The 26,314-nt window shown below is 68.5% G+C and carries 21 protein-coding genes; 15 read left to right on the top strand and 6 right to left on the bottom strand.

Going from position 1 to position 26,314, the window contains the following annotated elements:
- Positions 1-20: 20 nt before the first annotated feature.
- Both holA and holB read right to left on the bottom strand, forming a co-directional pair.
- Positions 21-1,337, bottom strand: coding sequence for a DNA polymerase III subunit delta (gene holA, locus MYSTI_RS15950; RefSeq protein WP_015348797.1), 1,317 nt, complete (start codon positions 1,335-1,337; stop codon positions 21-23).
- The gene (gene holB, locus MYSTI_RS15945) at positions 1,334-2,368 is read right to left on the bottom strand and encodes a DNA polymerase III subunit delta' (protein WP_015348796.1); all 1,035 of its coding nucleotides are present in this window, start codon (positions 2,366-2,368) and stop codon (positions 1,334-1,336) included. The genes holA and holB overlap by 4 nt, the downstream gene beginning before the upstream one ends.
- A gap of 81 nt (positions 2,369-2,449) precedes the next feature.
- On the opposite strand from holB, the gene MYSTI_RS15940 reads away from it, so the two are divergent.
- From MYSTI_RS15940 to nadE, 10 genes are all read left to right on the top strand, one after another.
- Positions 2,450-3,943 (top strand): mechanosensitive ion channel family protein, encoded by a 1,494-nt coding sequence (locus MYSTI_RS15940; RefSeq protein ID WP_015348795.1) that lies wholly within the window; start codon positions 2,450-2,452, stop codon positions 3,941-3,943.
- Between the two features lie 190 nt (positions 3,944-4,133).
- Positions 4,134-4,814 (top strand): hypothetical protein, encoded by a 681-nt coding sequence (locus MYSTI_RS15935; RefSeq protein ID WP_015348794.1) that lies wholly within the window; start codon positions 4,134-4,136, stop codon positions 4,812-4,814.
- A gap of 170 nt (positions 4,815-4,984) precedes the next feature.
- The gene (locus tag MYSTI_RS15930; protein WP_015348793.1) at positions 4,985-7,396 is read left to right on the top strand and encodes an ABC transporter permease; all 2,412 of its coding nucleotides are present in this window, start codon (positions 4,985-4,987) and stop codon (positions 7,394-7,396) included.
- A 164-nt stretch (positions 7,397-7,560) separates the two neighbouring features.
- On the top strand, positions 7,561-8,430 hold the full coding sequence (locus MYSTI_RS15925) for a hypothetical protein (protein WP_015348792.1): 870 nt from the start codon (positions 7,561-7,563) through the stop codon (positions 8,428-8,430).
- Between the two features lies 1 nt (position 8,431).
- Positions 8,432-8,980, top strand: coding sequence for an acyltransferase (locus MYSTI_RS15920; RefSeq protein ID WP_015348791.1), 549 nt, complete (start codon positions 8,432-8,434; stop codon positions 8,978-8,980).
- A complete protein-coding gene (locus MYSTI_RS15915) occupies positions 8,977-9,567 on the top strand; it encodes an acyltransferase (protein ID WP_015348790.1) in 591 nt (196 codons plus the stop codon). Before MYSTI_RS15920 ends, MYSTI_RS15915 begins: the two co-directional genes overlap by 4 nt.
- A gap of 93 nt (positions 9,568-9,660) precedes the next feature.
- The gene (locus MYSTI_RS15910; protein ID WP_015348789.1) at positions 9,661-9,915 is read left to right on the top strand and encodes an acyl carrier protein; all 255 of its coding nucleotides are present in this window, start codon (positions 9,661-9,663) and stop codon (positions 9,913-9,915) included.
- 9 nt (positions 9,916-9,924) lie between these two features.
- Complete coding sequence (gene asnB, locus MYSTI_RS15905; RefSeq protein WP_015348788.1) at positions 9,925-11,892, top strand: asparagine synthase (glutamine-hydrolyzing); 1,968 nt, start codon at positions 9,925-9,927, stop codon at positions 11,890-11,892.
- 97 nt (positions 11,893-11,989) lie between these two features.
- A complete protein-coding gene (locus MYSTI_RS15900) occupies positions 11,990-13,567 on the top strand; it encodes a class I adenylate-forming enzyme family protein (protein WP_015348787.1) in 1,578 nt (525 codons plus the stop codon).
- Positions 13,568-13,590: 23 nt separating this feature from the next.
- Positions 13,591-14,586: an NAD(+) synthase gene (gene nadE / locus MYSTI_RS15895; protein WP_015348786.1), complete on the top strand. Its 996-nt coding sequence runs from the start codon at positions 13,591-13,593 to the stop codon at positions 14,584-14,586.
- A gap of 9 nt (positions 14,587-14,595) precedes the next feature.
- On the opposite strand, the gene MYSTI_RS15890 is transcribed toward nadE, so the two are convergent.
- Positions 14,596-15,579 (bottom strand): hypothetical protein, encoded by a 984-nt coding sequence (locus tag MYSTI_RS15890; protein ID WP_015348785.1) that lies wholly within the window; start codon positions 15,577-15,579, stop codon positions 14,596-14,598.
- 161 nt (positions 15,580-15,740) lie between these two features.
- On the opposite strand from MYSTI_RS15890, the gene MYSTI_RS15885 reads away from it, so the two are divergent.
- The 5 genes from MYSTI_RS15885 to MYSTI_RS15865 all read left to right on the top strand — a co-directional run bounded on the left by MYSTI_RS15885 (position 15,741) and on the right by MYSTI_RS15865 (position 19,759).
- Complete coding sequence (locus MYSTI_RS15885) at positions 15,741-17,213, top strand: C39 family peptidase (RefSeq protein ID WP_015348784.1); 1,473 nt, start codon at positions 15,741-15,743, stop codon at positions 17,211-17,213.
- A 99-nt stretch (positions 17,214-17,312) separates the two neighbouring features.
- A complete protein-coding gene (locus tag MYSTI_RS15880) occupies positions 17,313-17,522 on the top strand; it encodes a hypothetical protein (RefSeq protein ID WP_015348783.1) in 210 nt (69 codons plus the stop codon).
- Between the two features lie 112 nt (positions 17,523-17,634).
- A complete protein-coding gene (locus MYSTI_RS15875) occupies positions 17,635-18,393 on the top strand; it encodes a hypothetical protein (protein ID WP_015348782.1) in 759 nt (252 codons plus the stop codon).
- Between the two features lie 45 nt (positions 18,394-18,438).
- The gene (locus tag MYSTI_RS43095; protein ID WP_015348781.1) at positions 18,439-18,936 is read left to right on the top strand and encodes a hypothetical protein; all 498 of its coding nucleotides are present in this window, start codon (positions 18,439-18,441) and stop codon (positions 18,934-18,936) included.
- A gap of 253 nt (positions 18,937-19,189) precedes the next feature.
- Positions 19,190-19,759, top strand: a complete 570-nt coding sequence (locus tag MYSTI_RS15865) for a HEAT repeat domain-containing protein (protein ID WP_015348780.1) — start codon at positions 19,190-19,192, stop codon at positions 19,757-19,759.
- Positions 19,760-19,948: 189 nt separating this feature from the next.
- Here MYSTI_RS15865 and MYSTI_RS15860 read toward each other — a convergent pair whose 3' ends face one another.
- The 3 genes from MYSTI_RS15860 to MYSTI_RS15850 all read right to left on the bottom strand — a co-directional run bounded on the left by MYSTI_RS15860 (position 19,949) and on the right by MYSTI_RS15850 (position 26,270).
- Positions 19,949-20,248: a hypothetical protein gene (locus MYSTI_RS15860; RefSeq protein ID WP_144370085.1), complete on the bottom strand. Its 300-nt coding sequence runs from the start codon at positions 20,246-20,248 to the stop codon at positions 19,949-19,951.
- A 123-nt stretch (positions 20,249-20,371) separates the two neighbouring features.
- Positions 20,372-25,306 carry a myxosortase-dependent M36 family metallopeptidase gene (locus tag MYSTI_RS15855; protein ID WP_015348779.1) on the bottom strand — a complete coding sequence of 1,645 codons (4,935 nt, stop codon included), beginning with the start codon at positions 25,304-25,306 and terminating at the stop codon, positions 20,372-20,374.
- A 223-nt stretch (positions 25,307-25,529) separates the two neighbouring features.
- Positions 25,530-26,270 carry a hypothetical protein gene (locus MYSTI_RS15850; protein WP_015348778.1) on the bottom strand — a complete coding sequence of 247 codons (741 nt, stop codon included), beginning with the start codon at positions 26,268-26,270 and terminating at the stop codon, positions 25,530-25,532.
- Positions 26,271-26,314: the final 44 nt, after the last annotated feature.

The raw sequence follows: 26,314 nt of genomic DNA, 5'->3' as shown, positions 1-26,314 counted from the left end.
GGGCAGCACCCGCCGGGCCCTCAGGCGCCCGTGCAGACGGTGGCCAGGAGCCGCTCGATGACGAGCCGTCCGTTGCCAGACGACTTCAGCGCCAGGTCCGCCTCCGCGCACGCCACCAGCGACCCCAGCAGCTCCCGGCGCTCATACCCCGCCGCGGCCTTCATGCTGAACGTGAGCGCCCAGGCGTTGGGCATCTTCCGCTTGGTGCCCTTCAGCTCGGCCTCCAGCCGGGGAAACACGCGCGCCTCCACGTCCTTCGCGGTGCGCGGAGGAGTGCCTCCCGCGTAGCGCATCAGCCACTCGTGGCTCTCCAGCAGCGTGCGGACGATGGAGGCCACCGCGCCCAGCAACTGCAGCGCGTGGGTCCCCTGCCCCATCGCATCCTCGGCGTAGGACAGGGCGCCTCGGAAGTCGCGCTTCTGGAGCGCCTCCGAGAGCTCGAAGAACTCCTCCTCGCGCGCGTGGTGCACCAGCATGACCACGTCGGAGCGCTCGATGGCGGGGCCTTCCGAGTACGTGGCCAGCTTCTCCAGCTCCGACTGCAGCAGGCGGATGTTGCCGCCCACGCGCTCCTTGAGCTCCTCCAGCGCGCCGGGCCCCAGCTTCTTCTTGAAGGGCGCCAGGAACTCCTTGGCGATGTCGGTGAGGTCCAGGTCCTTGTGGCGCGCGGCCACCTTGCGCTCGACGACGTGGCCCTTGTCCTGCGCCAGCTTCACCAGGGGATTCTTCGCATCCACCTCGGAGGCCGCCATCACCAGCGCGTGGCCCGCGGGGACGCCCTTCTGGAGGAGGTCCAGCAGCACCGTGGCGTCGCCTTCCGGCGCGTGGATGCGCTCCTCCTTGCAGAAGGCCGCGACCTCCTTGAGGAACGCCACGTCAGCCTCCGCGAGGTCGACGTTCAGCTCCTCCTTCCACTGCTCCACCGACGGGGCCCCCGAAGCGGACGGGTCCAACTGGTCCACGCCCCAGCCCGCGCGGGCCGCGAGCGCCAGCAACCGCCGCGCGCCTTCCTTGCGCTTGTTCGCCTTCCACGCCTCGCGCGCCTTGGCCAGCGGATCTCCCCGGCCCTTCTTCGGCGCGAGGAACTCCGGGTCCCTCACGAGGACGACCTTGCGCCCCGGGAACAGGGGCATCGTGGCCAGCTCCTGCGCCACCTCTCGCGGGCTGCCCGCGTCCAGCGGGACCAGGTTGAGCCCCACCGCCGCGTCGGGCACCAGCGCCTTGACCAGCTCGTCGGCGCCCTTGCGGACCAGGAACTCCTCGCCCCACAAGAGATACAGCGGCGAGACCTTCCCGGCCTTCACCCCCGCCAGGACGTCATCCAGCTCCGAGCTCATCGCGAGGCCTCCGTGAACAGGTCGATGAGCATGCGCTCCAGCTGCAGCCGGGGCGCGCCGTTGCGAGCCACCGCCGCGCGAGCACCCTCGAACAACGCGTGCCGCCGGTGCAGCGACATCTCGGAGTGCCGCGAGGCCACCTCCACCGCGAGCGTGCGCAAGTCCCGGTTGGCCAGCAGCGCCTCCTGCCCCACCTTCGCCAGCGCCACGTCGCGCGTCCACAGCACCAGCAGCTCCAGCGTCGCCTCCGCGTCCTCGCGCGAGCCGCCGTGCTCATCCGCGAAGCGCAGCAGCCCCACGGCGTCCTCGCCGCGCAGCGACTCGAAGGCGGAGACCACGTCCTTGCGCCGCGCCAGCGCCGCCACGTCCAGCGCCAGGGCCCGCCCCAGGCTCCCACCCGACATGATGGCCGCCAGCTGCGCGGTGTCCGCGTCCAGCTTGCGCTCGGTGCGCACGCGCTCGGCGACCAACTCCACCGGAAGCGGACCGAAGTGGAGCTTGCTGCACCGGCTGCGGATGGTGGGCAGGAGCTTGTCCATGGCGCTGGCCACCAGCACCAGCGTGGTCTCCGACGGCGGCTCCTCCAGCGTCTTGAGGAACGCGTTCTGCGCCTGCACGTTCATCGCCTGCGCGGAAACGAGGATGGCCACCTTGCGGCGCGACTCCAGGCCGCGCAGCGCCAGGCGCTCCTGGAGGCCTCGAATCTGCTCCACGCGCAGGTCGCGGCTCGGCGTGCCGGTGAAGTCCGAGCGCCCCGCGAGCCCTCGCGACACGCGCTCGTCATCCGGCATCACCCAGGTGACATCGGGGTGCAGTCCGCGAGCGACTCGCACGCAGCTGGCGCAAGTGCCGCAGCCCACGTCCGGCTGCTCGGGGCAGGTCAGGGCCTGGGCCAGGCCAACGGCCGCCCGCTCCTTGCCCCCCCCCTCGGGCCCCGCGAAGAGGTACGCATGGTGAACCGCGCCCGCGCGAAGGGCCGCCTGAAGTGAATCAATCGCGCGGGGCTGTCCCAGCACCGAGGCGAGCGTCATGGCGCGTGTATCCCCGCTCCCGGCCCACGCGTCAACCGCTGCCTTGACCCACCCCCTCGCACGGGTCAGAGTCCAGGGGCCTTGCTGTCCTTTCTCCAGAGCAATTTGTCGCTCGCGGTCGGAGCGGTGCTGATCCTCATCCTGCTGGGCGCGCGAGCGACCACCCAGGACCAGGACCTGAAGCGGGACCTGAACGGCGCGCTCCGGCTCCTGGTGATGTGCCTGGCCGTGCGCATGGCGGCCTGGGCCCTGCCCCAGACGACGCCTCCCGGGCTGGTGAAAGCGATTCAAGTCGCCTGGATGCTGACGTTCGCGTTCGGCGTCATCCGCGCGAGCGTGGGCTTCGGCCTGAAGCTGGCGAGGCTGCGCGCGCCGTCGGTCGCCACGCCCAAGATCCTCCGCAACGTCATCGACTTCCTGCTCTACACGCTGGCCGCGGTCCCCATCCTCCAGACGCAGCTCAACCTGGACCTGACGGGCCTGGTGGCCACGTCCGCGGTGCTGTCGGTGGTCATCGGTCTGGCGCTGCAGGAGACGCTGGGCAACCTCTTCGCGGGCCTGTCGCTGCAGCTGGACAAGCCCTTCGAGGTGGGCGACTTCATCCGCATCGGCGAGCACACCGGACGCGTGGCGCAGGTCAACTGGCGCTCCATCCGCATCATGACGTTCCGCCGGGAGCTGGTGACGCTGCCCAACTCGGTGGTGGCCAAGGAGCAGCTCAAGAACTTCTCCCAGGACCGCGACCCGGTGGGCGTGGACGCGCAGGTGCGCGCCTCGTACGACACCCCGCCCAACGTGATGAAGGCGGCGCTGCTGGACGTCGTGCGGGAGATTCCGCAGGTGCTGGTGGACCCGCCGCCCATCGCCCGCACGCTCGCGTTCGACGAGTCGTGCGTGCGCTACATGGTGCGCTTCTTCGTGAACGACTTCTCGCTCGCGGACGCGGTGACGGCGGAGGTCTACACGCGGCTGTGGTACCGGCTGCGGCGCGACGGCGTGGAGTCGCCCGTGCCCCAGCGCGTGGTGCGCATGCGCGAGGACAAGCCCACGCCGGAGCTGCCCGAGCACACCGTGCTGCGGCTCCTCCGGGCCGTGGACCTCTTCCAGCCCCTGGCGGACGCGGACCTGGAGCGGCTGGGCCAGGAGGTCCACGTGCGCCGCTTCGGCCGGGATGAGCACATCATCCAGGAAGGCGATGACGGACGGACGTTCTACGTGCTCGCGTCCGGCGAGGTCAGCGTGCGCGCGGGCAAGCTCCAGGCCGAAGTGACGCGGCTGGGCCAGGGCAGCTACTTCGGCGAGATGTCGCTGCTCACCGGCGAGAAGCGCGCGGCCACCATCGTCGCCCTCGAGGACTCCATCCTCATCGAGGTCGACCGCCCCACCTTCGCGCGGCTGTTCGGCGAACACCCGGGCCTCGCGCGGCAGCTCTCCGCCATCCTCGCGCAGCGGCGCACCCAGCTGCGCGCCGTGGCCGAGGCCAGTGGCGCCGGCGCGGACCCCATCCCCGCCGAAGTGGGTCGAATCCTCGGGCGGCTGCGCCAGATCTTCGGGCTGCACGCCTCGCACGAATAGCGCGCTCCGCCGTGCCCGAACCCGTCGTCCCCGGCGCCCGCCCAGGGGTCGTTTCGGGGACGGTTGGGCCCTGGAATCCTACTCATCAGGGGGTCCACCCCGGGCGCCCCTTGGGCCACCGCCCCTCCGAGGGAATGTCAGACCCTTCCGGTAGTCTCTCTTCATTCACGCAACCGGAAAGGAAGCCGACATGACCACCCCTCGTGAGAACCCGTGCGTTTCGGTCAACCAGTTGGGCCAGTACCTCACCGGAACTCCGTCGCTCCGCAAGCGCATCATCCAGGCCCAGAAGAACCCCGTGGACCCGCAGTACCTGCGCTACCCCGCCGCCGCCCAGGCCATCACCGAGTACCTGTGCGAGGGCCGTGACGAGGTCATCCTCCGCTACCACCAGCGGCGCCTGCTCAACGCCCAGCCGGAGTCGGACTTCGACGCCCACCGCCTCGCCCTGTGCGCGGAGGCCCTGCACCGCTGCCTCGCCACCATGGAGGAGCTCGCCGTCCACGCCATCGCCAGCCCCGCGGACCAGGACCCCGCGCCTCTGGAGGTCGCGGGTGTCGCCATCAAGGTGAAGCCGGAGGTCCTCCTGCGAGGAGTCGACGCGCGCGGCCACATGCGCTCGGGCGTCCTCAAGCTCTACTTCTCCAAGCACACGCCGCTGGACGAGCGTGCGGGCGAGTACATCGCCACCGTGCTCCAGCGCTTCGCCGAGGAGCGGCTGGAGCAGCGCGGGCCCGTGGACCCGCGCCTCGTCGGCGTGTTCGACGTGTTCGCCGGCCGCCTCTTCGTCGCGCCTCGCGCCCAGCAGCGCCGGCTCAATGACGTGGCGCTCGCCTGCGAGGAGATCGCCGGCCGCTGGGACCGGAACTAGCCACCCCCGAGCCCGCCCCTCCCTCTCGAGGTGGGGCGGGTGTTCGTTTCCGGGACGCCACTTCCCGCATCCGTGAAACCCCCAAGCGCCTGCCAGGGGGGCGGGCCCCACTCCCCACTGGGAGCCCCCCTCTCTGGAACGCTGGCACGACCTTCGCTTTGGGGCTCGCCATGGATTCGCTTCGTCAGGACCTCCGCTACGCGCTGCGCACACTGAAACACACGCCGGGCTTCACGATTGCGGCGGTGGTGACGCTGGCGCTGGCCATTGGCGCGAACACCGTCCTCTTCAGTGCCATCCACGCCATGCTGCTCAAGCCCCTCCCCTTCCGGAGTCCGGCGGAGCTGGTGCGCATCTGGTGCGACCAGGAAGGCATCGCGTTCGCCTCGGTGACGCCCACGGAGCTGCTCGGGTGGCGTGAGCACTCCAAGGGCTTCAGCGAGCTGGCCGGCTTCTCTCGCCACGACCTGAGCCTCACGGGGGGAGACACCCCCGAGCGGGTCCGCGCGGCGCGGGTCACCCCCAACTTCTTCAAGCTGCTGGGCACTCCGCCCACGCAGGGACGCGACTTCGTGGACGAGGACGCCCAGCCCGACAACGCCTCCCGCACGGCGCTGGTGAGCCACGGCTTCTGGCGCGATTCGATGGGTGGCGCCGCGGACGCGGTGGGCCGCGACATCATGCTGGATGGCCACTCCCACACGGTGGTGGGAATCCTCCCGGAGGGGTTCAACTTCCCGGACTTCGGCGACGACGTCGAGGTGTGGCTGCCCGACTGGATGAACCCGGAGGCCCACGGCAATCACTACATGCGCGTGCTGGGTCGACTGGCGCCGGGCATCTCGATGGAGGCGGCGACGGCGGACCTGCCGCGCGCGGCCCGGGCCGTCCATGAGGCGCGCGTGGGCGACAAGCCCGACAAGGCCCATGCCGTCACCACGCTGCGGTGGCAGGAGCACCTGACCGCCAGCAGCCGACCGGTGCTGTGGGCGCTCTGGGGCGCGGTGGGCTTCGTGCTGCTCATCGCCTGCGCCAACGTGGCCAACCTGCTCCTGGTGCGTGCCCTGGCGCGGCAGCGGGACGGGGCCATCCGCGCGGCGCTCGGCGCGAGCCGACGTCGCCGGGTGCAGCAGGCGCTGGCGGAGAGCGTGCTGTTGGGGTTGCTCGGCGGCGTCATCGGACTGCTGCTCGTGATGTGGGGCATGGAGCTGGTGCGCACGCTGCTGCCGGAGTCGATGCTGCGCATGACGCCCGTGGAGCTGAGCGTGCCCGCGCTGCTGTTCAGCCTGGGCCTCTCGGTGGGAGCGGGCCTGCTCTTCGGACTGGCGCCCGCGCTGCACACCACGGGCATGGATGTGCTGCCGTTGCTCAAGCAGTCCAGCACCGCCGTGGGCGCGCGCGCCAATCATCCCCTGCGCAACATGCTGGTGGCGGTGCAGCTCGCGCTGGCCCTGGTGCTCCTCGTGGGCACGGTGTTGATGGTGCAGACCCTGCGCAACGTGCAGGGCGTGTCCCCTGGCTTCGACGCGGAAGGCGTGCTGGCCGGACGTCTGTCATTGCCCGACGTCAAGTACCCCCAGCCGGAGAACCTGCGCGGCTTCTACGCCGAGCTGCTGGGGCGCCTGCGCGCGCTGCCAGGCGTGGAGTCGGCGGGCGTGGTCAATGACGCGCCCCTGGGAGGCTCCAACACCAACGGCGACTTCACGCTGGAGGGGGGCTCCGTGAATCCGACGGCGCGCCACGTCGCCGAGTTCCGCGTGGCCTCCTCGGACTACTTCCGGACCCTGCGCATCGCGGTGAGACAGGGCCGGGACTTCGGCCCCCAGGACTCCGAGAAGGGGGCGCCCGTCATCATCGTCAACGAGAGCTTCGTGCGCACCTTCCTGGGCGGAAACGAGCCCCTGGGCCGCAGGGTGCGGCTGGACTGGAGCGACAACGCGCCCTTCCGGGAGATCATCGGCGTGGTGGCGGACGTGCGCCACTCGCGGCTGACGGAGCCCGCGACCCCAGAGGCATACATCCCCTTCGAGCAGTACCCGCTTCGGGTCATGTCCGTCGTGCTGAAGACCCGGCGCGAGCCCTCCACCCTTGCGGGCTCGGTGCGCCTGGAGCTCAAGGCCATGGACGCCGACCAGCCCATCTTCGACCTCCTCCCCTTCGACAGCCGGATGGAGCGACAGCTGTCCCGCCCGCTGGCGACGACGCGGCTGCTGGCCGCCTTCGCGCTGCTCGCGTTGGTGCTGGCCGGCGTGGGTGTCTATGGCGTCATGGCTTACTCGGTGGGTCAACGCACACGGGAGCTGGGCATCCGCCTGGCGCTCGGCGCACACCCCCGGCAGGTGCTGGGGCTGGTGATGCGCCAGGGACTCAGACTCACGGTGATGGGCGTGGGAATGGGCTTGCTCACCGCGGGGGTCTGCATGCGGCTGCTTGCTTCGTTGCTGTACGGCGTGAACGCCAACGAGCCGACTGTCTTCGTCGGCGTCGCGCTCGTGCTCGCGGGAGTGTCCCTCCTGGCCACGTGGGTCCCCGCGCTGCGCGCGAGCCGCGTGTCGCCCTCCGTCTCGCTGCGCGCCGAGTAGCGGACCGCCACCAGGCCGGAGCCCCTGGGGTTGTTCACACCACCCCAAACGCATGCATGGGGTGACTTCGCCCCATCCCCTCTCGCGAGACAATGAGCGAACCAGCGGACGTCCCGCACGGTTGGCCCTTTGACGCTTGCCGAGGGAAGGGTTTAAGAGTCCGCATGCACTTCGACTGGAGCTTTCTGGTGCGCGTGAGCGTGCTGGTGTTGCCCGCCATGTTGCTGATGGCCTTGCATGGCGCGGTCGCGCACGCGGCGACGCCGGGGAGCAGTGCTCCCCTGGAGAAGCTGTCGAGCCGCCGCATCTTCTTCGGGCACCAGTCCGTGGGTGGCAACCTCCTGGAAGGCGTGCAACGACTGCCCGCGTCATCGCAGGGCCCCGCACCGCGCATCATCGAGGTGAAGAGTCCGACGGAGTCGGTGGCGCCCGGAACCCTGGCGCACGCGATGGTGGGCCAGAACGAGAAGCCCGAGTCGAAGATCGCCGACTTCGAGCGGATGATGGACTCGGGGCTGGCCAAGACGACGGACGTGGCCTTCTTCAAGTTCTGCTACATCGACTTCAACGGCGCCACGGACAGCCGCGCGCTGTTCGAGAAGTACCGCGCGTCGATGGAGGGCCTGAAGGCTCGCCACCCGAACACCACCTTCGTGCACGTCACCGCGCCGCTCACCACGGTGCAGCGCGGCGCCAAGGCGTGGCTGAAGGAGCTGCTCGGCCGGCCCGTGTGGGGCATCGCGGAGAACGTGCAGCGAGAGACCTTCAACGAGCTGATGCGCAAGACGTACGGCGGCAAGGAGCCGCTGTTCGACCTGGCGCGGCTGGAGTCCACCGCGCCCGACGGCTCGCGAGAGACCTACGAGCTGAACGGCCAGGCCTGGCCCGCGATGGTGCCGGGATACTCGGATGACGGTGGCCACCTGAACGCGACGGGCCAGGAGCGACTGGCCCAGGAGCTCATGAACTTCCTGGCGAACCTGCCCGCGCCCGCGGTGCAGCCTCCCATTCCCGCTGTCCAGGCCACGCCGTGACATGACGCCGTTCCATCAATCCCTGTCGCGTGAGCTGAAGACGCTCCTGTCCCGCCTGAAGCTCCGGCGCTGTCAGGAGGTGGGGGACTCGCCCACGGTGCTGGGCCGTGTGTGGATTCACGGCGCGGGTCGAGTGCATGTGGGCAACCGCGTCATCCTGGACGGCCGGCTGGCCCCCATCGAGCTGAACGTCGTGGCGAGCGACAGCCTCATCATCCTGGGTGATGACGTGGTGCTCGAGGGCGGCGCCTCGCTGGAGGCGATGAGCTCCATCACCGTGGGCGCGGGCTCGCGCCTGGGTGCCTTCTGCAAGGTCATGGACAATCAGCACCATCCGCTCCGGGGCAACCGCCATGCGCGGCCCGCGTCGGTGCCGCTGGTCATCGAGGAGGCGGTGTCGGTGGGAAGCCGCGCCATCCTCCTGCCGGGGACCCACCTCTCCAAGGGCTGCACGGTGGCGCCCGGGACGGTGGTCTCCCGGAAGATTCCGGCTGGAGTCAGCGTGGGCGGAGTGCCTGCCCGAGTCTTGCGCAGGGAGGTGATGGGATGACGTCGCGTCTGCCATTTGTCCGGCTGCCCGCGGTGGCCGCCCAGCTCGAGGAGCTGCGCAAGTCCATGCAGCCTCGCGCCGAGCGCGCGGTGGCGTTGGTGCGCGCGCGCTGGGTGTTCCGCGCCGTCCAGTCGATGGGCCGCAACGTGGCCGCCTACGGGCCGCTCTCCGTGCACAACGAAGGCGAGATGGTGCTGGGAGACCGGCTCACCTTCGTGGCGGGCATGATTCCCAGCTCGCTGTCGTGTCACCCCGGAGCGCAGCTCTTCATCGGTCCGGAGAGCCAGTTCAACTACGGCGTCGCGCTGGAGGCCTGGCAGTCGGTGCGCGTGGGGGCCCGGTGCATGTTCGCCTCGTTCGTCCGGGTGGGAGACCGGGACGGGCGGCACACCGCGCCCATCGTCATCGAGGACGACGTCTGGGTGGCCCACGGCGCCATCATCATGCCCGGGGTGCGCGTGGGCGCGCGCTCCGTGGTCGCCGCCGGCAGCATCGTGACGCAGGACGTGCCACCCGACACCCTGGCCATGGGCAACCCCGCTCGGAACATGAGCCTGGAGCTTGTCGCCCGCGACACAGGCAGCTGACCCCCTCGAGCGTCAATCCCCGGACGCACGCCGAAGCTTTTGACGTCCGGGCCGTTTCCCGTTCATCCACCGCATTCCCAGACAGGACCTCCCGTGAGCATTCGAGACCGTATCCGTGCCTTCATCGTCGACACGTTCTTCGTGGACGACTTCGGCGACAACGACTCCTTCCTGCGCAAGGGGCTCATCGACTCCACGGGGATGATGGAGCTGGTGTCCTTCATCGAGACGGAGCTCGGCATCAAGCTCGAGGACAAGGAGCTGGTGCCCGAGAACCTGGACTCGCTGGCGAGGGTGGTGGCCTTCGTCGAGCGCAAGCAGCCGCAGCGGCTTCCTCAAGCAGGCTGAGCGCGCGCCATGTGTGGCATCGCGGGTTTCACATTCCCGGCGGGAGGGACCGCGCGGTCCGAGCCCGCCGAGCGGCTCCGCCGGATGACGGCCAGCCTCCGTCACCGGGGCCCCGACGCACAGCGGGCCTTGTTGTTGGACGGTGTGGCGCTGGGCCACACGCGCCTGTCCATCGTCGACCTCACGGGTGGGCATCAGCCCATGCGCGACGCGGCGACGGGGCTCACCCTCGTCTTCAACGGTGAAATCTTCAACCACGTGGAGCTGCGCGAGCAGCTCTCCGGCCAGTACACGTTCCGCACGCGCTCGGACACGGAGGTCATCCTCGCGGCGTTCCTCGCGTGGGGCATCGACTGTGTGCGGAAGCTCGAGGGCCAGTGGGCCTTCGCGCTGTGGGACCCGCGAGACGCCACGCTGTGGCTGTCGAGAGACCGGGTGGGCATCTGCCCGCTGTTCTACGCGGAGCTGCCCGGTGGACAGCTCGCGTTCGGCTCGGAGGCCAAGGCGCTGTTCGCGAGCGGGCTGGTGACACCCGCGCTGGATGCTCGGGGGCTCAAGCAGACCTTCCAGCTATGGGCGCCGGTCGCCCCGCGCACGTCGTTCGAGGGTGTCCGGCTGTTGCCTCCGGCGCACTCGGCCCGCTTCCGTGCGGGGAAGCTGGAGACGTTCCGGTACTGGGACCTGGACTTCGGCGTGGAGCCGAGCACGGCGAGCGACGCGCGCATCCAGGAGGAGCTGGGCCAGACGCTGGAGCGGGCCGTGCGGCTGCGGCTGCGCGCGGACGTGCCGGTGGCGGCGTACCTGTCGGGAGGACTGGACTCCAGTCTGTTGTGCGCGCTGGCGCAGGAGCAGCTGGGAGGGACGCTGCAGACGTTCTCCGTGGGCTTCGCGCACGCGCGCTTCGACGAGCGCGAGCACCAGGCCACGGTGGCGCGCGAGCTGCGGACGAACCACCGCGTGGTGGAGATGAAGGACGGGGACATCGGCGCGCTGGTGCCCGGGGTCATCTTCCATGCGGAGCAGGCGATGATGCGCTCGGCGCCCGCACCGTTCCTCCGCCTGAGCGAGTGGGTGCGGGACAATCGCATCCGGGTGGTGCTCACGGGCGAGGGCTCGGATGAGATGTTCCTGGGCTACGACCTCTTCAAGGAGACGAAGGTCCGCCAGTTCTGGGCGCGGCATCCGGCGTCGAAGTGGCGGCCCCTGCTGTTGCGACGGCTCTACCCCACCCTATCGGTGAGCCAGCAGAACGTGGAGCTGCTGAGGGAGTTCTTCGGCATGGGGCTCGAGGACCCGGGGAGCCTGGGCTTCTCGCACCTGGTGCGCTGGTCGAACAGTGGCCGCATCCTGCGCTTCCTCGCGCCCGACTTCGCGGCGAGCGTGGCGGATGAGGACCCGGTGGCGTCGGTGCTGTCGACGGTGCCCGCCGCCGTCGCCTCGTGGCGTCCGCTGGCGAGGGCGCAGTACCTGGAGGCGAAGACGCTCCTGTCCGGTTACCTCCTGTCCGCGCAGGGCGACCGCATGCTCCTGGGCAATGCGGTGGAGGGGCGGTTCCCCTTCCTGGACACGTCGGTGATGGAGCTGGCGGCGCGCATCCCCGAGCGTGTGCGGCTCAAGGGGTTGGACGAGAAGAACGTGCTCAAGCGCTTCGCGCGAGGCCGCGTCCCCGCGTCGATTCTCGAGCGCAGCAAGTTCCCCTATCGAGCGCCCATCGCGGGAGCGCTGGTGGGGCCGGACGCGCCCGCGTGGGCTCGGGAGCTGCTGGCGCCCGAGGCGGTGGCGAAGGTGGGTGTGTTCGATGCGCGCAAGGCGGAGCGACTGGTCGCCAAGCTGCGCGCGCCCAACTCGGCCGAGAGCGAGGCCGATACCATGGCCCTGTTCGCCATCGCGTCCACGCAGTTGCTGGCACATCACTTCCTCGCGCCTCGTTCGCCGCCGCAGGCGGACCTGGACGCGGTGGAGCTGGAGGCCGCATGAGCGCGACGGACTCCTCGCGGTGGTGGTTTGCACATCCATTCCTCGCGCCGCGTCCGCTTCCGCAGGCGGCCCGGGGCGCGGCGAAGCAGGAGGCGGTATGAGCGCGTTGGATTCCTCCCCCGCCTGGGTTCTCGCCCATGCCGAGCGCACCCCCAACGCTCCCGCCGTGGACTCGCCCTGGACGCGGCTCAACTACAGACAGCTCGCCGAGGCCCTGCGTGCGCTCGCGGGGCACCTGCGGGCATCAGGTGTCTCCCCCGGTGACAAGGTCCTCATCGCCCTGCCCTTGGGCTCGGCCGGTGCGGTGGCGGGGCTCGCGGTCCAGGCGTTGGGCGCGTGCGCGGTGGAGCTGGACCGTGAGACAGGCGCGAGCTCCGTCGACGACATCCTCGCGCAGACCCAGGCCCGCCATGCCTTCATCTTCGGGCAGGACGCCCGCAAGTGGGCGGGCAAGCCCGGCCTGGGACACCTGTATGTGATTCACTCCACGCGCCCGCCGGAGCGCATGCTGCAAGCCCTGTCACCCGCGACGTGCACATGGGTGCAGGAGGACGGAGTGCTCGACCCCGAGGCCCCGGCGTCGCCCCTGAGCACACTCCCGGAGGTGAAGTCCGACGCACACGCGGCCATCGTCTACACCTCTGGCAGCACGGGCACTCCTCGAGGCGTCATCCAGACGTTTGGAAACATCGCCGCGAACACACGCTCCATCGTCGAGTACCTGGGCCTGTCCTCACGGGACCGGGCGCACCTGGTCCTCCCGCTGCACTATTGCTACGGGAAGAGCGTCCTGCAGACGCACCTGCTCGTGGGCGGCTCGGTGTTCCTGGATCCGCGATTCATGTATCCGCAGGTGGTGCTGGAGGCCATGGCGGAGGAGCGCAGCACGGGCTTCGCGGGTGTGCCGCTGACGTTCGAGCTGCTCCGTCGCCAGGCTGGGGCGGAGGCCCTGTCCAAGCTGCGCCTCCGCTACGCCACCCAGGCCGGCGGCGGCATGTCGCCCGACACGATTCAGTGGACACGGGAGGCGCTGTATCCCGCGGAGCTGTACGTCATGTACGGACAGACCGAGGCCACGGCCCGGCTGAGCTACCTGCCGCCCACCCGGGCCGCGGAGAAGGCGGGCTCCATCGGCGTCTCCATTCCGGGCGTGGAGCTGCGCGTGGTGGGTGACGACGGCACGCCTCTCCCCTCGGGTGAGACAGGGAACCTGGTGGCCAGAGGCGCCAACGTGACGCCCGGCTACCTGGGCGCGCCCGAGGAGACCGCCACCATCCTCCGGAACGGCTGGCTGTGGACGGGCGACCTCGCCTGGCGAGACGCGGACGGCTTCATCTTCCTGGTGGGGCGAGCCAAGGAGATTCTCAAGGTGGGCGGCCACCGGGTGAGTCCCGCGGAGCTGGAGCATCAGCTCGCGCGTCACGCGGCGGTGCGCGAGGTGGCGGTGGTGGGTGTTCCGGACGCGCTGGGCGGTGAGGCCGCGTGCGCGGTGGTGGTGCTCCAAGAGGGAGCCGCGGTGAAGGAGGACGAGCTGCGACGCTTCTGCAGGGAGGCCCTGCCGGTGCACAAGGTCCCCAAGCACGTGGTGTTCACGGACGCATTGCCTCGCGGGCCCAGCGGGAAGGTGCTCAAGGCGGAGCTGCGCACCCGGTATTCGTCGGTCGGTTCTTCGTGAAGGGTTCGAGAGGGGTCTACACAATGACGTTCTCCAAGCAGGTGCTGGAACTGGATTGGGAGGCGAAGGCGGCCGAGCTGTCCGAGAAGCTGCGCGAGACGGTGCTGAAGAAGCTGCGCAAGCGAGGCATCGTCGTGGCCATCTCCGGCGGCATCGACTCCGCGTGTGTCGCGGCGCTCTCGGTGCGCGCGCTGGGGCCGGAGCGAGTCTTTGGCATCCTCCTGCCGGAGAAGGACTCCAGCGGATGGAGCTCCCAGCTGGGGCGCAAGCTCTGCGAGAAGCTGGGCATCAAGTACCAGCTCCACGACATCGCCCCCGTCCTCGAGGCCGCCGGCTGTTATCGCCAGCGTGACGAGGCGGTGCGCTCGGTCTTCCCGGAGTTCACTCCGGACATGAAGTGGAAGATCGTCATGCACGGCGACCGGCTGAACACGGACGCGGTGAACTTCTTCTACGTCGTGGTGCAAGTGAATGGCGAGGAGCGCCGCTTCCGTCTCCCGCCGCAGGCCTATACGCAGATTGTCGCCGCGACGAACTTCAAGCAGCGCACGCGGAAGATGATGGATTACTTCCACGCGGACCGCCTGAACTTCGCGGTGGCGGGCACGCCGAACCGGCTGGAGTATGACCAGGGCTTCTTCGTGAAGCTGGGCGACGGCGCCGCGGATGTAAAGCCTATCGCCGGCCTCTACAAGACCCAGACCTACGCGCTGGCGAAGCACCTGGGAGTGATTGAGGAGATCACCAGCGGCGAGCCCACCACGGACACGTTCAGCCTCCCCCAGTCGCAGGAGGACTTCTATTTCTCCGTGCACTACTCACAGCTCGACCTCCTGATGTGGGCGAAGAACCACGACGTGTCCACGGCCGAGGCCGCGCAGGTGATGGGCCTGACGCCCACGCAGGTGCAGCGCGTCTATGACGACATCGACCAGAAACGCCGCAGCACGGCGTATCTGCACTCGCCGCCGCTGCTGCTCGAGGACGTCGCGGAGCTGACGCCGTTCAAGCTCGGCTGAGCCTGGGGCTCACTCGGCTTCGTCGCAAGCCTCGGCACGCACGGGAATCCCCTTCCGTGCGTTGTCGCGGACGTAGAGCTCGCCCTGGCGGAAGTAGTCCGTCCCTCCCTTCAGGCGCACCACGTTCCTCTTCGAGTCCACCACCGTCCATTGGAGCGTCTCTCGCGTGCCGCCCTCGTACGCGACCTCCAGCGTGGACGCGCCCGCCTCTCCGGGCTTCACCGCCGTCACCGTGCCCTCGACGGACTCCTGCCCGAAGTCGACCACCAGCGCGCCATCCGACTTCAGCAGCAGCGACGGCGTCGCCGAGTCGCAGTACTTCTCGATGACGTACCCCTTCCCCTCGGTCCGCACCTGGACCCAGCGCCCCGCGAGCCACTTCACGTCCGCGCCCGCCTCGCGTCCTGGCTCCGGACACTCCAGGTCCGAGTAGCGCACCAGCCCCACCAACGCCGCGCCCCCTTGGACGACGCGCGCGGGCACCAGGTCCGGCGGCGGCACGGACGCGAACACCTGCACCGCGTCCCCCGCGGCCACCGACGGGCCACTCCCCGCCGCGCCCTCCAACGGCTGCAACCGCACCCGCGTCCCCTTCGCCTTGCACGCCGTCAGCACCTGCGTGGACGGGCGCGCGAAGCTGTCCTGCCCCTTCCACCCCGCACCGCAACAGCCCGTCCCCGGCCCCTTCAGCTTCAAGCGCCCGGATTCCACAGTCAGCGTCCAAATCCTCTCAGGCTGGACCGAGGCCAGGACCCAGGTCCCCGGGGCTTTCTTCTGGCGCACGGAGAAGGTGCACTCACAGGCTCCCGTGCTCTGGCCCTGCGGAAAAGTCGACTCGTACTGAATGATCGTTTGCTCATCTCCCTCGAGCACCGCCAGGGCGGCTCCCTCTCGCGCGTAGACGCCGGACAGCGCCGGCTGCTGCGCGGTGCTGGTGCTCGACCACACACTTCCGACGACGCATGTCACGAACACATAACGCAGCGCATTCATTTGCGACTCCGAGTCCATGTTTGCTGATGCCCAGAGCCATCCTCCCCTCGAAGGTAGGCAGAAGTCAGGCAATTCAGCGGGGTCAGAGGCAACTCTTTTTCTCAGCCAGCGACAATCTGTGCATAGGAAGTACCCAACCCAATCTCCATCGCTGAGTGCCCATGTCTCCTCGAATTGAAGGCCGTCAGCAGAACTATTCGCCCCAGTCGGTCCAGTCCTCTGGCTTGCCGCAGGACCGCAACGCGCAGCTGAACCTCCAGCAGCTCTGGCCGTACATCGAGAAGTACGCGCAGAAGTACGGCGCGGACCCGAAGGTGCTCGCGGGCATCGTCGCGCAGGAGTCGTCGTTCAAGAACCACGGCGTGCACGCGGACGGCACGGGCCACGGACTCATCGGCCTGGACGACAACGGCCTCTTGCCCTCGTTCGAGAAGTGGTCCGGCATGCAGGTGGGCCGCGGCGCCAACGCGAAGACGATTCCGCCCGAGAAGCAGATGGAGTTCCTGGCGAAGACCATCGGCGACCTGACCAAGAAGCACGGCAGCGGCATGGCCGCCGCGCGCGAGTGGCACCGCGGCGCGGGCGCGATGAACGACGCGCGCGGCTACGACTACCAGAACAAGATCCAGAACCACATCAACAGCCTGTTCCCGGGTGGCAAGACGCCCAGCGGGACGAGCGCGAACGTGCCCGACACCACGGTGGGCGGGCAGAACAACACGACGGGCGGGCAGAACAACACCACCGGCGGAAACCCTGGCATCGCGCCCAGCCGCAATGACTCGCGCACGCCGGTGGGCAGCTCGGACTACCAGATCAAGCAGGGTGACACGCTCTGGGGCATTGCCTCGCAGCTCAAGGGCCAGGGCATGCAGGGCTCGCACTGGGACATCATCAACCAGATTCGCGAGATGAACCCGAAGATCACCAACCCCAACCTCATCATGACGGGGGACTCGCTGAAGCTGCCGGGGGTCGCGGGCAAGGACCAGAGCACCTTCACGCCTGGCACGAACAAGGCGGGGCCGGTCGACATCAACCCCGGCGAGACGCAAGGCACGCAGGGGACGCAGGGCACCGAGGGTGCCGCTCCGGTGACGGGTGATGGCCGCGTGGACCCGAGCAAGGTCCCGCAGATCAGCCAGTACAACCCGGCGGGCAAGAACGGCTCGTACACGAACGGCCCGGCCAACTGCGGCCCCACGTCCATGGCGCAGATTGCGCGAGCGTTCGGCTTCGGCAAGGACATGAACGACGCGCAGCTCATCAACCACCTGGGTCGCATCGGTGGCACGTCGGGCAACGGCACGGACGTCAACGGCATCGCGAAGATGGCGAAGGCGATGGGCAAGAACGCGGAGACCAAGGGCCCTGGCGCGGACGTGGACTGGATTGCCAACCAGCTCAAGCAGGGCAAGCTGGTGGTGGCCAACGGCGACTACCACGCCATGCCTCCGCACCAGAACGAGTCGCGCACGTCCGGCCACTACGTGACGGTGGCGGGCATGGACGCGAAGGGCAACTTCATCGTCCGGGACCCGGCCGACCAGAACGTGAAGACCATCACCCCGGAGCAGATGAAGCACTTCCTGCGCTCCAACCCCAACGGCGGCTACCAGATGGCCATCGGCTGAGGGTAGTCCTGGCCGGATGAAGGGACTGCGGTAGATTTCTCGCGGACCGGCACTCGATGGGTGTCGGTCCGTCGCGTTTCCACTCTCCGAGGTACCGCCATGACCCAGAGCACCCAGACGCACACCTGTATCTCCTGCAAGAAGACCGAGGGCGGCGAGGTGGTTGGCTCGACGTACGTCTCCACGGGCGACAACGGCATGATTGTCCGCTTCTGGATGTGCGACGAGTGCGCGCTGCCGCTCGGCCCGGGGCAAGGGCCCATCGACATGGATGAGCCGATCCAGGTGCCCCACCAGCCTCGGGGCTGAGGCAGTCTCCTCCGGGGGGCAAGGCGCCATGCGAGGGCATGGCGCGACGGGGTGGAGCCAGGGGCTCGAGCAGGGTATGGAATAGGAAGCCCCTGCCCCCGTCGGAGAGGACATGAACAAGCTCCTTGGCCCCGCATCCTTCGTTCTCGCTTCGGCCGCGCTCGTGGTGGCCCTCTGGGGTCCCGGGCGCGGTGAGGCCCCTGCTGCCGTGGAGAAGGCGCAGCCCTCCCCGGTGGTGCAGTCGAGCCCGGAGGGACTGGAGCGGCGCCTCCAGGCGCTGGAGGACACGACGCTCGGCCTGTCCCGGCGGCTGATGGAGCTGGAGCGGCAGCCGGTGGCACGAGTCATCACGGACGGTGGCACGGCGGCGCCCGCGCTCGATGCCGAGCTGGACCAACTGCGCGCGGAAGTGCGCGGGCTGATGGCGGGCGAGACGCTGAACTCCGAGGGCGGGCGCGAGGCGTTGAAGGATGCCATGCGCTCCGTGCAGGAGGAGATGCGCACCGAGCGCACCCAGGCGCGGCAAGAGGAGTGGATGCAGGCGCAGGTTCGCGGGCAGACGCAGCGCGCGGAGCGGGTGAAGCGGCTCGTCGCGGAGGCGAAGCTGAACTACTCGCAGGAGGCGGAGCTGACGCGCCGGCTGGAGCTCGAGGACTCGACGCGCACCTCGATGTTCAATGAGCTGCGCAATGGCACGAAGTCAGCGCGTGACGTCCGACAGTCATTGCGCACGCTCCGCCAGGAGACGGACCAGACGATGAAGTCCGTGCTCAGCGAGAGCCAACTGGCCAGCTACGAGATGATGCGGCGCGAGGAGCAGATGAACTCCCGTCCCCGTGGACCTCGTGAAGGCAGGCCGGGAGAGCCGTAGACAGACCTGCCTGAGCCTCCGCGATTGGAACGAAAGACTCCTGCCATGCCCCGGAATCCAGACGCGGGTCCCGAGGACCCGTCGTTACACGATGAAGACTGGCGAGCCTTCACTTTCGACAAGGAAGCCAACAGCCTCCTGGCCAAGAGCAATTGGACTCACTACCGCCGAGGGCTTCGACGACTGGAGAAGGAGCATTCGGCGCACGTGCCGGGTGTTCCGATGCGCCGGGCACTCGCGGAGGATGCTTTCTTCTGTGCAACTCATTGGAAGCAGAACCGCCGCATCGTCCGCGGGGCCCTTCGTGGCCTCCTCGACCACCCGTTGGGGGTGAGTCGATACACGTTCGCGGCGGCTGAGTACTGGAAGTGGGCTTCGGCTTGCTCTCCAGCGGATGTGCAGGACGCGGAGCAGATGCTCGCGCGGGCGCGAATCGCGATGGAGACCGCCGATCCGCTCACCCAGGGGAACCTGGCCCAGATGCTCCGGCAGTTGAAGCCGAGGCGATCCAAGCTGCGGATCACCGGGAGCGCGAATGGATAGCTCGTGGAGTCGGGCACATGCTCACGTCGAAGTTCCAGCACACCGCGCCCCATGAGCTGGCCTCTGTTGTCCGAGTGACGAGCTACTCCCGGAACTCCGGATACGTCGGACGCGGGTCACACTTACGGCAGACATTGTGAGTGCGTAGACACCGACGGGTACTACGGCAACGGCGAGGCGTGCGAAAAGCACAGGCGCTGAGCTTGGTCCACGCAAGACTCAACAATAGCCGCCAAGGAACGAAGGTGTCGGAATGAGTGAGAGCAAACCAGTATCTCAGGAACAACGTGAATCCTCGCTAAGAGACATCCTGGGCTCGGACCGCACAGCAATGGTTCAAGCGGCTACGCTTCTATCATCGGACGCATCGACCACATCCCAACTGGTTGAGTTGCTCCAGTCAGAGAGGCGCATTGAGACGCGACATGCCATTCTCTATGCGCTCTCATGGCATAGCGACCTCAAGCTGTGGGACCTCATGGTCCAGATGCTCTCGGACAGCAATGAGGCTCCCTTGGTACGGGGCCAGGCAGCAGAAGGCCTTGCCTATATGTTCTCCAAGGTCAGAACTGTCTCCAGGGAGTTCGAGGTCGCGGTCAATGCACTTGCCGCTGCATTGAAGGACCCATCTCCCGAAGTTCGCTACTGTGCCGTCCACGCGCTTGGAACAACAGGGCACCCACCAGTCAAGACCATGCTCGAAGAGATGCTCGTGGATCAAAATCGAGCCGAAGGCTGGGTTGGTACAGTGGGAGAGGCCGCATCTCGGGCGATTGAAACGCTCGAGTTGGCTCACGGGATGCGCATCAAAGGCGAGCTCTGATTTCTAGCGCAGCATTGGGTTCATAGCGCTCTCGCACATTGAGTAACTCGTGCGAGAGAGCGGGCGAAGATGGCGGGTTTGACTCGGGAACAGCCGTTTGCGGCCTGCGCTCAGGCCGCAATTCGTCGAAGTGGATCCCCTACGAACTGCATAGGCGATCAGCCTCGACTGCGATGCTGTAGGCGGGGGCTACTCCCGGAACTCCGGATACGTCGGACGCGGGTCACACGCGATGCCTGGACAGCCCTTGCTCTCGGAGCAGCTCCCATCGCAACACGTGAACTGACCCGGCGGGCACACCGGAGGCCCCGCGTCCTGCCTCCGCAGCAGCTCCCACCTTCCGGCATCCACCGAGGCGTCTGGAGCTGACGGCGGCGGGGCCTCGCGCTTCACCTCTTCCGTGCTCCCCCTGCACCCCAGTCCCCACACCAGCGCGCCCAGCGCCATCCATCGTCCCCAGCCTGCGCGCTGCCTCGAATCAACGAACATCCCTGGCCTCCTCACACCCTCGGCGCGAACCCTCTTCAAACAAAGAGGCGGCCCCGGACTTCCATCCCGGGGCCGCCCCTCACACGTCACGCTTCGACCTCACTCCAGAGGTCGAACGCTGAACTAGCTCCGACGACGGCGGCTCAACGCCAGGCCCAACAGGGCCAGCGCGGGCATCAACAGACCGGACGCGCTTCCGCCAGCCGCGCTGCAGCTGTGCTTGGGCATGTCCACCACCGTCACGGACACTTCAACCGCATCGCTCGACGCGAGGTCGTCGCTCGCGCGAACGCGGAACAGCAGCACGGTCTTCTCCGACACGTTCGGCGCAACGATGTACGCCTCCTCGGTGTCCGCGCCCTGAATCGTGACAGACGGGCCAGCCACCTGGGTCCAGCGGTACTTGACCTCATCACCATCGGCATCCTCCGCCGTGGCGACCATCTTCACACCACCGCCCTCGTGGACCGTGTACGTGCCATGCGCTTCCACCACCGGCACGCGGTTGGCCCGCGTCACGGTGATGGTCACCACGCTGGCCGCGCTGGCCTTGCCACCAGCCGTGGCCACCAGGCTGAAGCGGAGGACCGCGGACGCACCCGTCACATCCGGCGCCTTGAAGCTCGCGGTGGCCGTGGTGGCCCCCGTGAGCGTCACAGGCGTCCCCTCGAGCTGCGTCCAGGCGTAGGTGATGGCCTCGCCGTCCGCATCCTCGGCGGTGCCCGTCAGCGTCACCGTCGTGCGAGAACCCACCGTCTGGTCCTCACCCGCCTCCGCCACCGGAGCACGGTCCACCTGACGAACCGTGATGGTGATGTTCGACCGCGCGCTCGCCACGAGGCCGTCGTTCGCCACCAGCCCGAACGTGAACTTCGTGTCCGCCGTCACCTCCGGCACCGCGAACGTCGGCGTCGCGCTGGTCGGGTCATCCAGCTCCACCGTCGGACCCGCCGTCTGCGTCCACGAGAACGCGAGCTCCTCGCCGTCCGCGTCCGTCGAACCCGTCGCGTCGAGCGTGACACTGCCCGAGCGCTCATCCACCGTCGTCGAACCACCCGCCTTCACGCGAGCCAACGCGACCGGCGCGCGGTTCACGTTGGTCACCAGGACCTGGACCACCTTCGGGTGGCTGGAGTCCGTGCCATCGTTCACCACGAGCTGGAACGTGAAGATGGTGTTGGCGGGAACCGACGCACTGAACGACGGACGAACCGTGTTCGCCCCCGTCAGCGACACCGTCGGTCCACCAATCTGCGTCCACGCATACGTCAGCGTCCCACCATCCGGGTCGGAGCTCGCGGAGCCATCGAGCGTGATGACACGCAGCGACTGCGAGGTCCCCACCGTGACGTACTCCGTCACGGACACGGACAGGCCCGCGTCCGCCAGCGGCGGCATGTTGCAGGCGGGAGCGGAACCGCCACCCGTGTACGCCTCGGCGACGCGCGAGCTGAACGGCGCGTTGGTGACGCCCTTGACCTGGATGTTGTTGATGTCCCAGCCGTACGAGCCGACGCCACCGTCAGAGCCCTGACGGAACCGCACCCGCACCTGCTGCCCGGCGAACTGCTCGCCGAAGTTGACGTCGAACGACATGAACGCCGGGAAGCCCGTGCTCAGACGAATCCAGCCCGGGTTGCCACCCACGCCCGGGGTGCCGTCCTCGACGAGGTTGACGACGCCCGAGTTCACGAACGCCTGAGCCTGCTCGGCCTCCAGGAAGTAGAACCAGTTCTCCCACGGCCCCTCGTTGATGGAGAACTCGAGGGCGCCACCGTCGAAGTACTGATAGCGCGACAGCGTGCTCGAGTACGCGGCCTCGAAGCTGAAGCGGTGCGAGAAGGACAGCTCGAAGTCCTGCCCGTCCGCCACATGGAGCAGGGGCGAGGTCAGCCGCTTGTCCTGCTCGATGCTCTCATTGGTCGCGTGCCAGTAGCCCGTGCTCGCCGCGCCATTCTCCCACAGCGCGCGGGAGAGGCTGGTCGAGCTCACCCAGGGGGTGTTCACCGTGTTGACCTGGTCAAGCCCCGACGAGTTCATCTTCTCGTCGTAGTTGACCTTGGCGCGGAACGCCCGGACGAGGTCCGCGTTGTCGGGGTTCGACCGCGGGAAGCCCGGGAACGTGATGTCCACACCCAGCTCCGCCAGCGCACCGGCGGGCGTCGGAGCCGCGTTCAACTGCACTGACACCGTGGCGGTGGCCGTCGCCCCGCGCGCGATGTTGCCGAACGAGAGGCTGTCGCCAATCACCGCCTCGACGCCCGTGCTCGAACCGTTGGAGGCCACGTTCGCCGTCACGCCGCTCAGGTCCGTGGAGCCCAGGTTGCGCACCGTCACGCGGAGCAGACCCGTCTCGCCCGCGTCCAGCACGCCGTCCTTGTCGCAGCCGGCAACCGTGTCATCCAGCGAGATGCTCACCACCTCGAGGAACTTGCCCGTCGAGTAGCTCTCCACCACGCCGATGTGGTCCGAGCTGTCGCGATCAGCCACCCGAGCCCCCAGACCGGCGCCGCGCTTGGCGAAGGCCGCCAGGAAGCGCTGGTAGTCCGCCGGGTCCGCGGCGGCGGCGACGGCCAGGACCGCGTCACGAGCCTCCAGGAAGGTGGGCTGGGACGGCGTGGCCTTGTAGGAGGCGACCAGGTACCGCTTCATCCGGTCCTGGGCTTCAGCGAAGGGGTGAGCGTTCAGCAAGCTGGCGTAGCACTCCCACAGCATCGTGGCCCAGATCTCGCCGGAGCTGTGCACTTGCGCGTTGGTCGTCCCGGTCTCGCCACTCGACACCGGGTGGCTCGGCAGCGGCGTGCCGTCCTGGATGTGCTTGAGCGTCAGGCCGTTCTTGGTCATGTCCGTGGTGTACGGAACACGGCGGATGCCCCAGTAGTAGCCCTGGTTCCGAGCCCCGCTCTGGGTGAAGCCGGCCATGCCGTAGACCCCCTGCCAGTTCGCGTTGCCCGGGCGGCTCACGTCCTCGGCGCGGACCGACATCAGCAGGCCGTGGAAGTCACCCCATCCCTCGCCCATCGCGCGACCCTGGTTGTTCGTCAGGCCCGAGGCGTTTCCGATGAGGCGGTTGGAGATGTAGTGACCCCACTCGTGCGCGATGATCTGGTTGTCGAGCGTGCCGTCACGCTCCAGGTCCCGCAGCATCCGCCCCTCGACGGGGCCCGTGGCCAACCGGGTGCGCCAGGCATCACCCACCGCCTTGCGCACGATCAGCGCCGGGATGGTGATGGCGTTGTCGATCGCCGGGACATTCGAGGCCGCCATGCCTCCGAACTCACCCGTGGCGCTGTTGGTGACGATGACCGCCTTCGCGCCAGCTCGCATCGCGTTATAGGTCTTGTACGCGAAGCCGCACGTCCCACGCTCGATGAGGGCGATCTTCCCGGTGAACACCTGCGCGCCGCCATACGGGTCGGCTCCAGCCTGGTTGGTGCAGCCCTCACGCAGCCACCTGGCCTTGTCCACGTTCGAATCCGTGGGCGGCACGGCGAACTCGCCGGACAAGTCAAACGCCAGCGGGCCGAAGCTCGCGGTCCGGATCTCCGGTGAACCCTGGAGGTCCGCCGGCGCCGTCACGACGAGCTCCCCCGCGCCGTCGAAGATGTACTGCTGCATGCGAGGACGCGCGCCATCCGCCGGCGTCGACATGTTGGCGTTGTTCCGGCCGCCGGAGTCCTGCGCCTCCGCGCGCATGCCGTCGCCCTCCAAGCCACCCCGCCCGAAGTTGCTCATCTGGGCGTTGCCGGAGGCCTCGTCGAAGCCCGCGTCGTAGAACCAGTCGTGGAGGAAGTTGGTGACGTAGAACAGGTTGACCACCGCCGACTGCCGCTGCGTCACGCTGAACGAGGCGAGCTTGGTCAAATCGAAGCGGTAGTCGAACTCCCGGTCCGCCGCGTTGCTCAGCGGCGCACGCAGGTCGAACCCTTCCTGGTAGCCATCGCCGCCCGCCAGGTCCGCGTACGCGTCGACGTTGTTGCCCCGCGTCTCCGTCGCGTTCGCCGGAAGCCACGGATCATTGCGGCTGAACGGGAAGTTCTGCAGCGTCACCAGGTTGGGCTCCACGTTCAGCGGAGCCTGATAGCCGTCCGGGTTGCCCGTCGGGTGCGGCGTGGGGCCGTCGCCCTGGGGACCGTCGTACGGAATCTTCGTCGCGGGGTCCGCCCACACCTTGTACGTGAACTGCTCGTGCGCGGTCAGGTCGTGCTTGAGAAGCGTCGAGCCGTCCCGGGCGCTGATGACGTAGGCCTTGTACGAAGCCTCCGGGTTGTGCGCCGGCCCGGCGTTGACTTCCACGTAGTACGCCGGGACCAACCCGTCCGGCATCGGGAAGAGGATCTTCTTCGAGCGCGGCGCCTCACCGAAGCCGTGCGTCGCCAGGAGCGACTGCTCCACCCGGTACTTGCTGTAGTCGCCGTTCGTGCCCGCGGGCGCCAGCGCCCGGGTGTCCAGGGCGGAGCCGGTCATGTCCTGGAACGCCGTGGAGATGGCCTGCGGCGCCGAGACGCGGAACGCCGACGCCATGGCGTTCTTCTCGTCGTCCTGCAGCCGCGGAGGCAGGTAGCCCGCGATGGCCACCAGCTGCTGGCTGGCGTCCATCACCACCTTCACCTCACTGCGGAAGACCTCGATGCCGTTGACCCGACGGCCGTAGGTCGCGATCACCGCGCCACGCGAGTCATTGGGCAGGTGGACCTGACGCAGCTCCGCGCCATCCACGTCCGCGTTACCCATGCGGTAGAGGTCCGCCACGCCACGCAGGTGCTCACGCGCCGCCTGGTTCGCGCTGGACTTCGTCACCGGACGCGAGGCCTTCGCCGCCACGGAACCCACGTTCAGTGCGGGCTCGCGGAACACGAAGGTGGGGACGCCCAGGCGCCCTTCCACGCTGTTGATTCGCAGTCCGCGCTGGGAAGCATTCGCCGCGGAGCTCGGCAGGGAACGATCCGCCGGAGCGCGCAGGAAGGCATCAACAGCGACTTCTCTCGCTTGTGCCTGGGGAGACCACATCAGCACGGCGAGCACAGCGCTTACCGTGCCCATCCAGAGACGCTTCATGAACGACGACCTCTTTTCGGGGGGATTAGGGAAGCCCACACCGGGACGCCTGCTCGGTTGGGGGCGTCCAGAGGTTATTTACTATTTTGTTATCAGCACAATAGGTCCCCCTAAACTTCGCCCCGGACCCCACCCGCAAAGCAGGCTTTCACTTCTTTCTCGACCCTACTTTCAAAGAATGCGGGGCTGCGGGACGTGATTGCGGATGGGGGTCGGATGTGCCTCAGCCAAACGGTGGGCGCGCGTTGTGGGCGATGATGAGCACCTCCTCCGGTCGCGCCTCCTTGCGCGCGTAGGAGAGGAGCGCGGCGAGCCCATCCGAGTGCTTCGGGTCGACCGCCTCCAGCACCACCTCCTCGCGGTGCGGGTGGAAGAGGTCGGCCTCGCCCAGGTTCTGCTCCAGCCACCGCCGCCAGCCCGGGAGCGAACAGCCCTTCGCGGGCTGGAGGCCCACCACCTCGTAGCCCAGGGGCGTGAAGGCGCGGTGCAGCCCCACCACCGTCGCGCCCGTGCCGAAGCCGCTCACCACCAGGCGCACCGACGGGAAGGCATCCCGCACGAAGTCACGCAGCTCGGTGGCCCAGCCCTCCACGCACCCGATCAGCGCGCCGTTGGAGAGCTGACGGGGCCAGCACCACCCCTGACGTTCGTAGCCCAGGGCGACCTCCCAGGCCTCGGACAGGAGGTGGACGGTGCGCACCTCGCCGCCAAACCCCTGCCCTCGCAGGTAGGCGGCGCCGGCCGTGTCGGTCAGCGCGAGCACGGGCAGTCCCCGCTCCCGGCCCAGGGCATCGAGCGCGAGCGACGAAGACGAACCCGACAGCTCCACCAGCCCCCGCATCCCCTCGGGGACGGTCTCGAGGTAGCGGGAGAAGGTCAGATATTTGAGCCCGCCGGAGGGAAGTTCACCGCCCCAAAGCACCACCGGTCCAGCGGGAGACAGCCGCGACAGCGGAAAGCGCATGGGCGGACCTCCCTCCGCAAAGGCCCGTGTGGACGCCTCGGGCC

The organism is Myxococcus stipitatus DSM 14675 (assembly GCF_000331735.1).
In the GTDB taxonomy this organism is placed as follows: Bacteria; Myxococcota; Myxococcia; order Myxococcales; family Myxococcaceae; genus Myxococcus; species Myxococcus stipitatus.
Note: the sequence above shows the minus strand (reverse complement) of the source record. Positions and strands in the feature narration are given on the sequence as shown.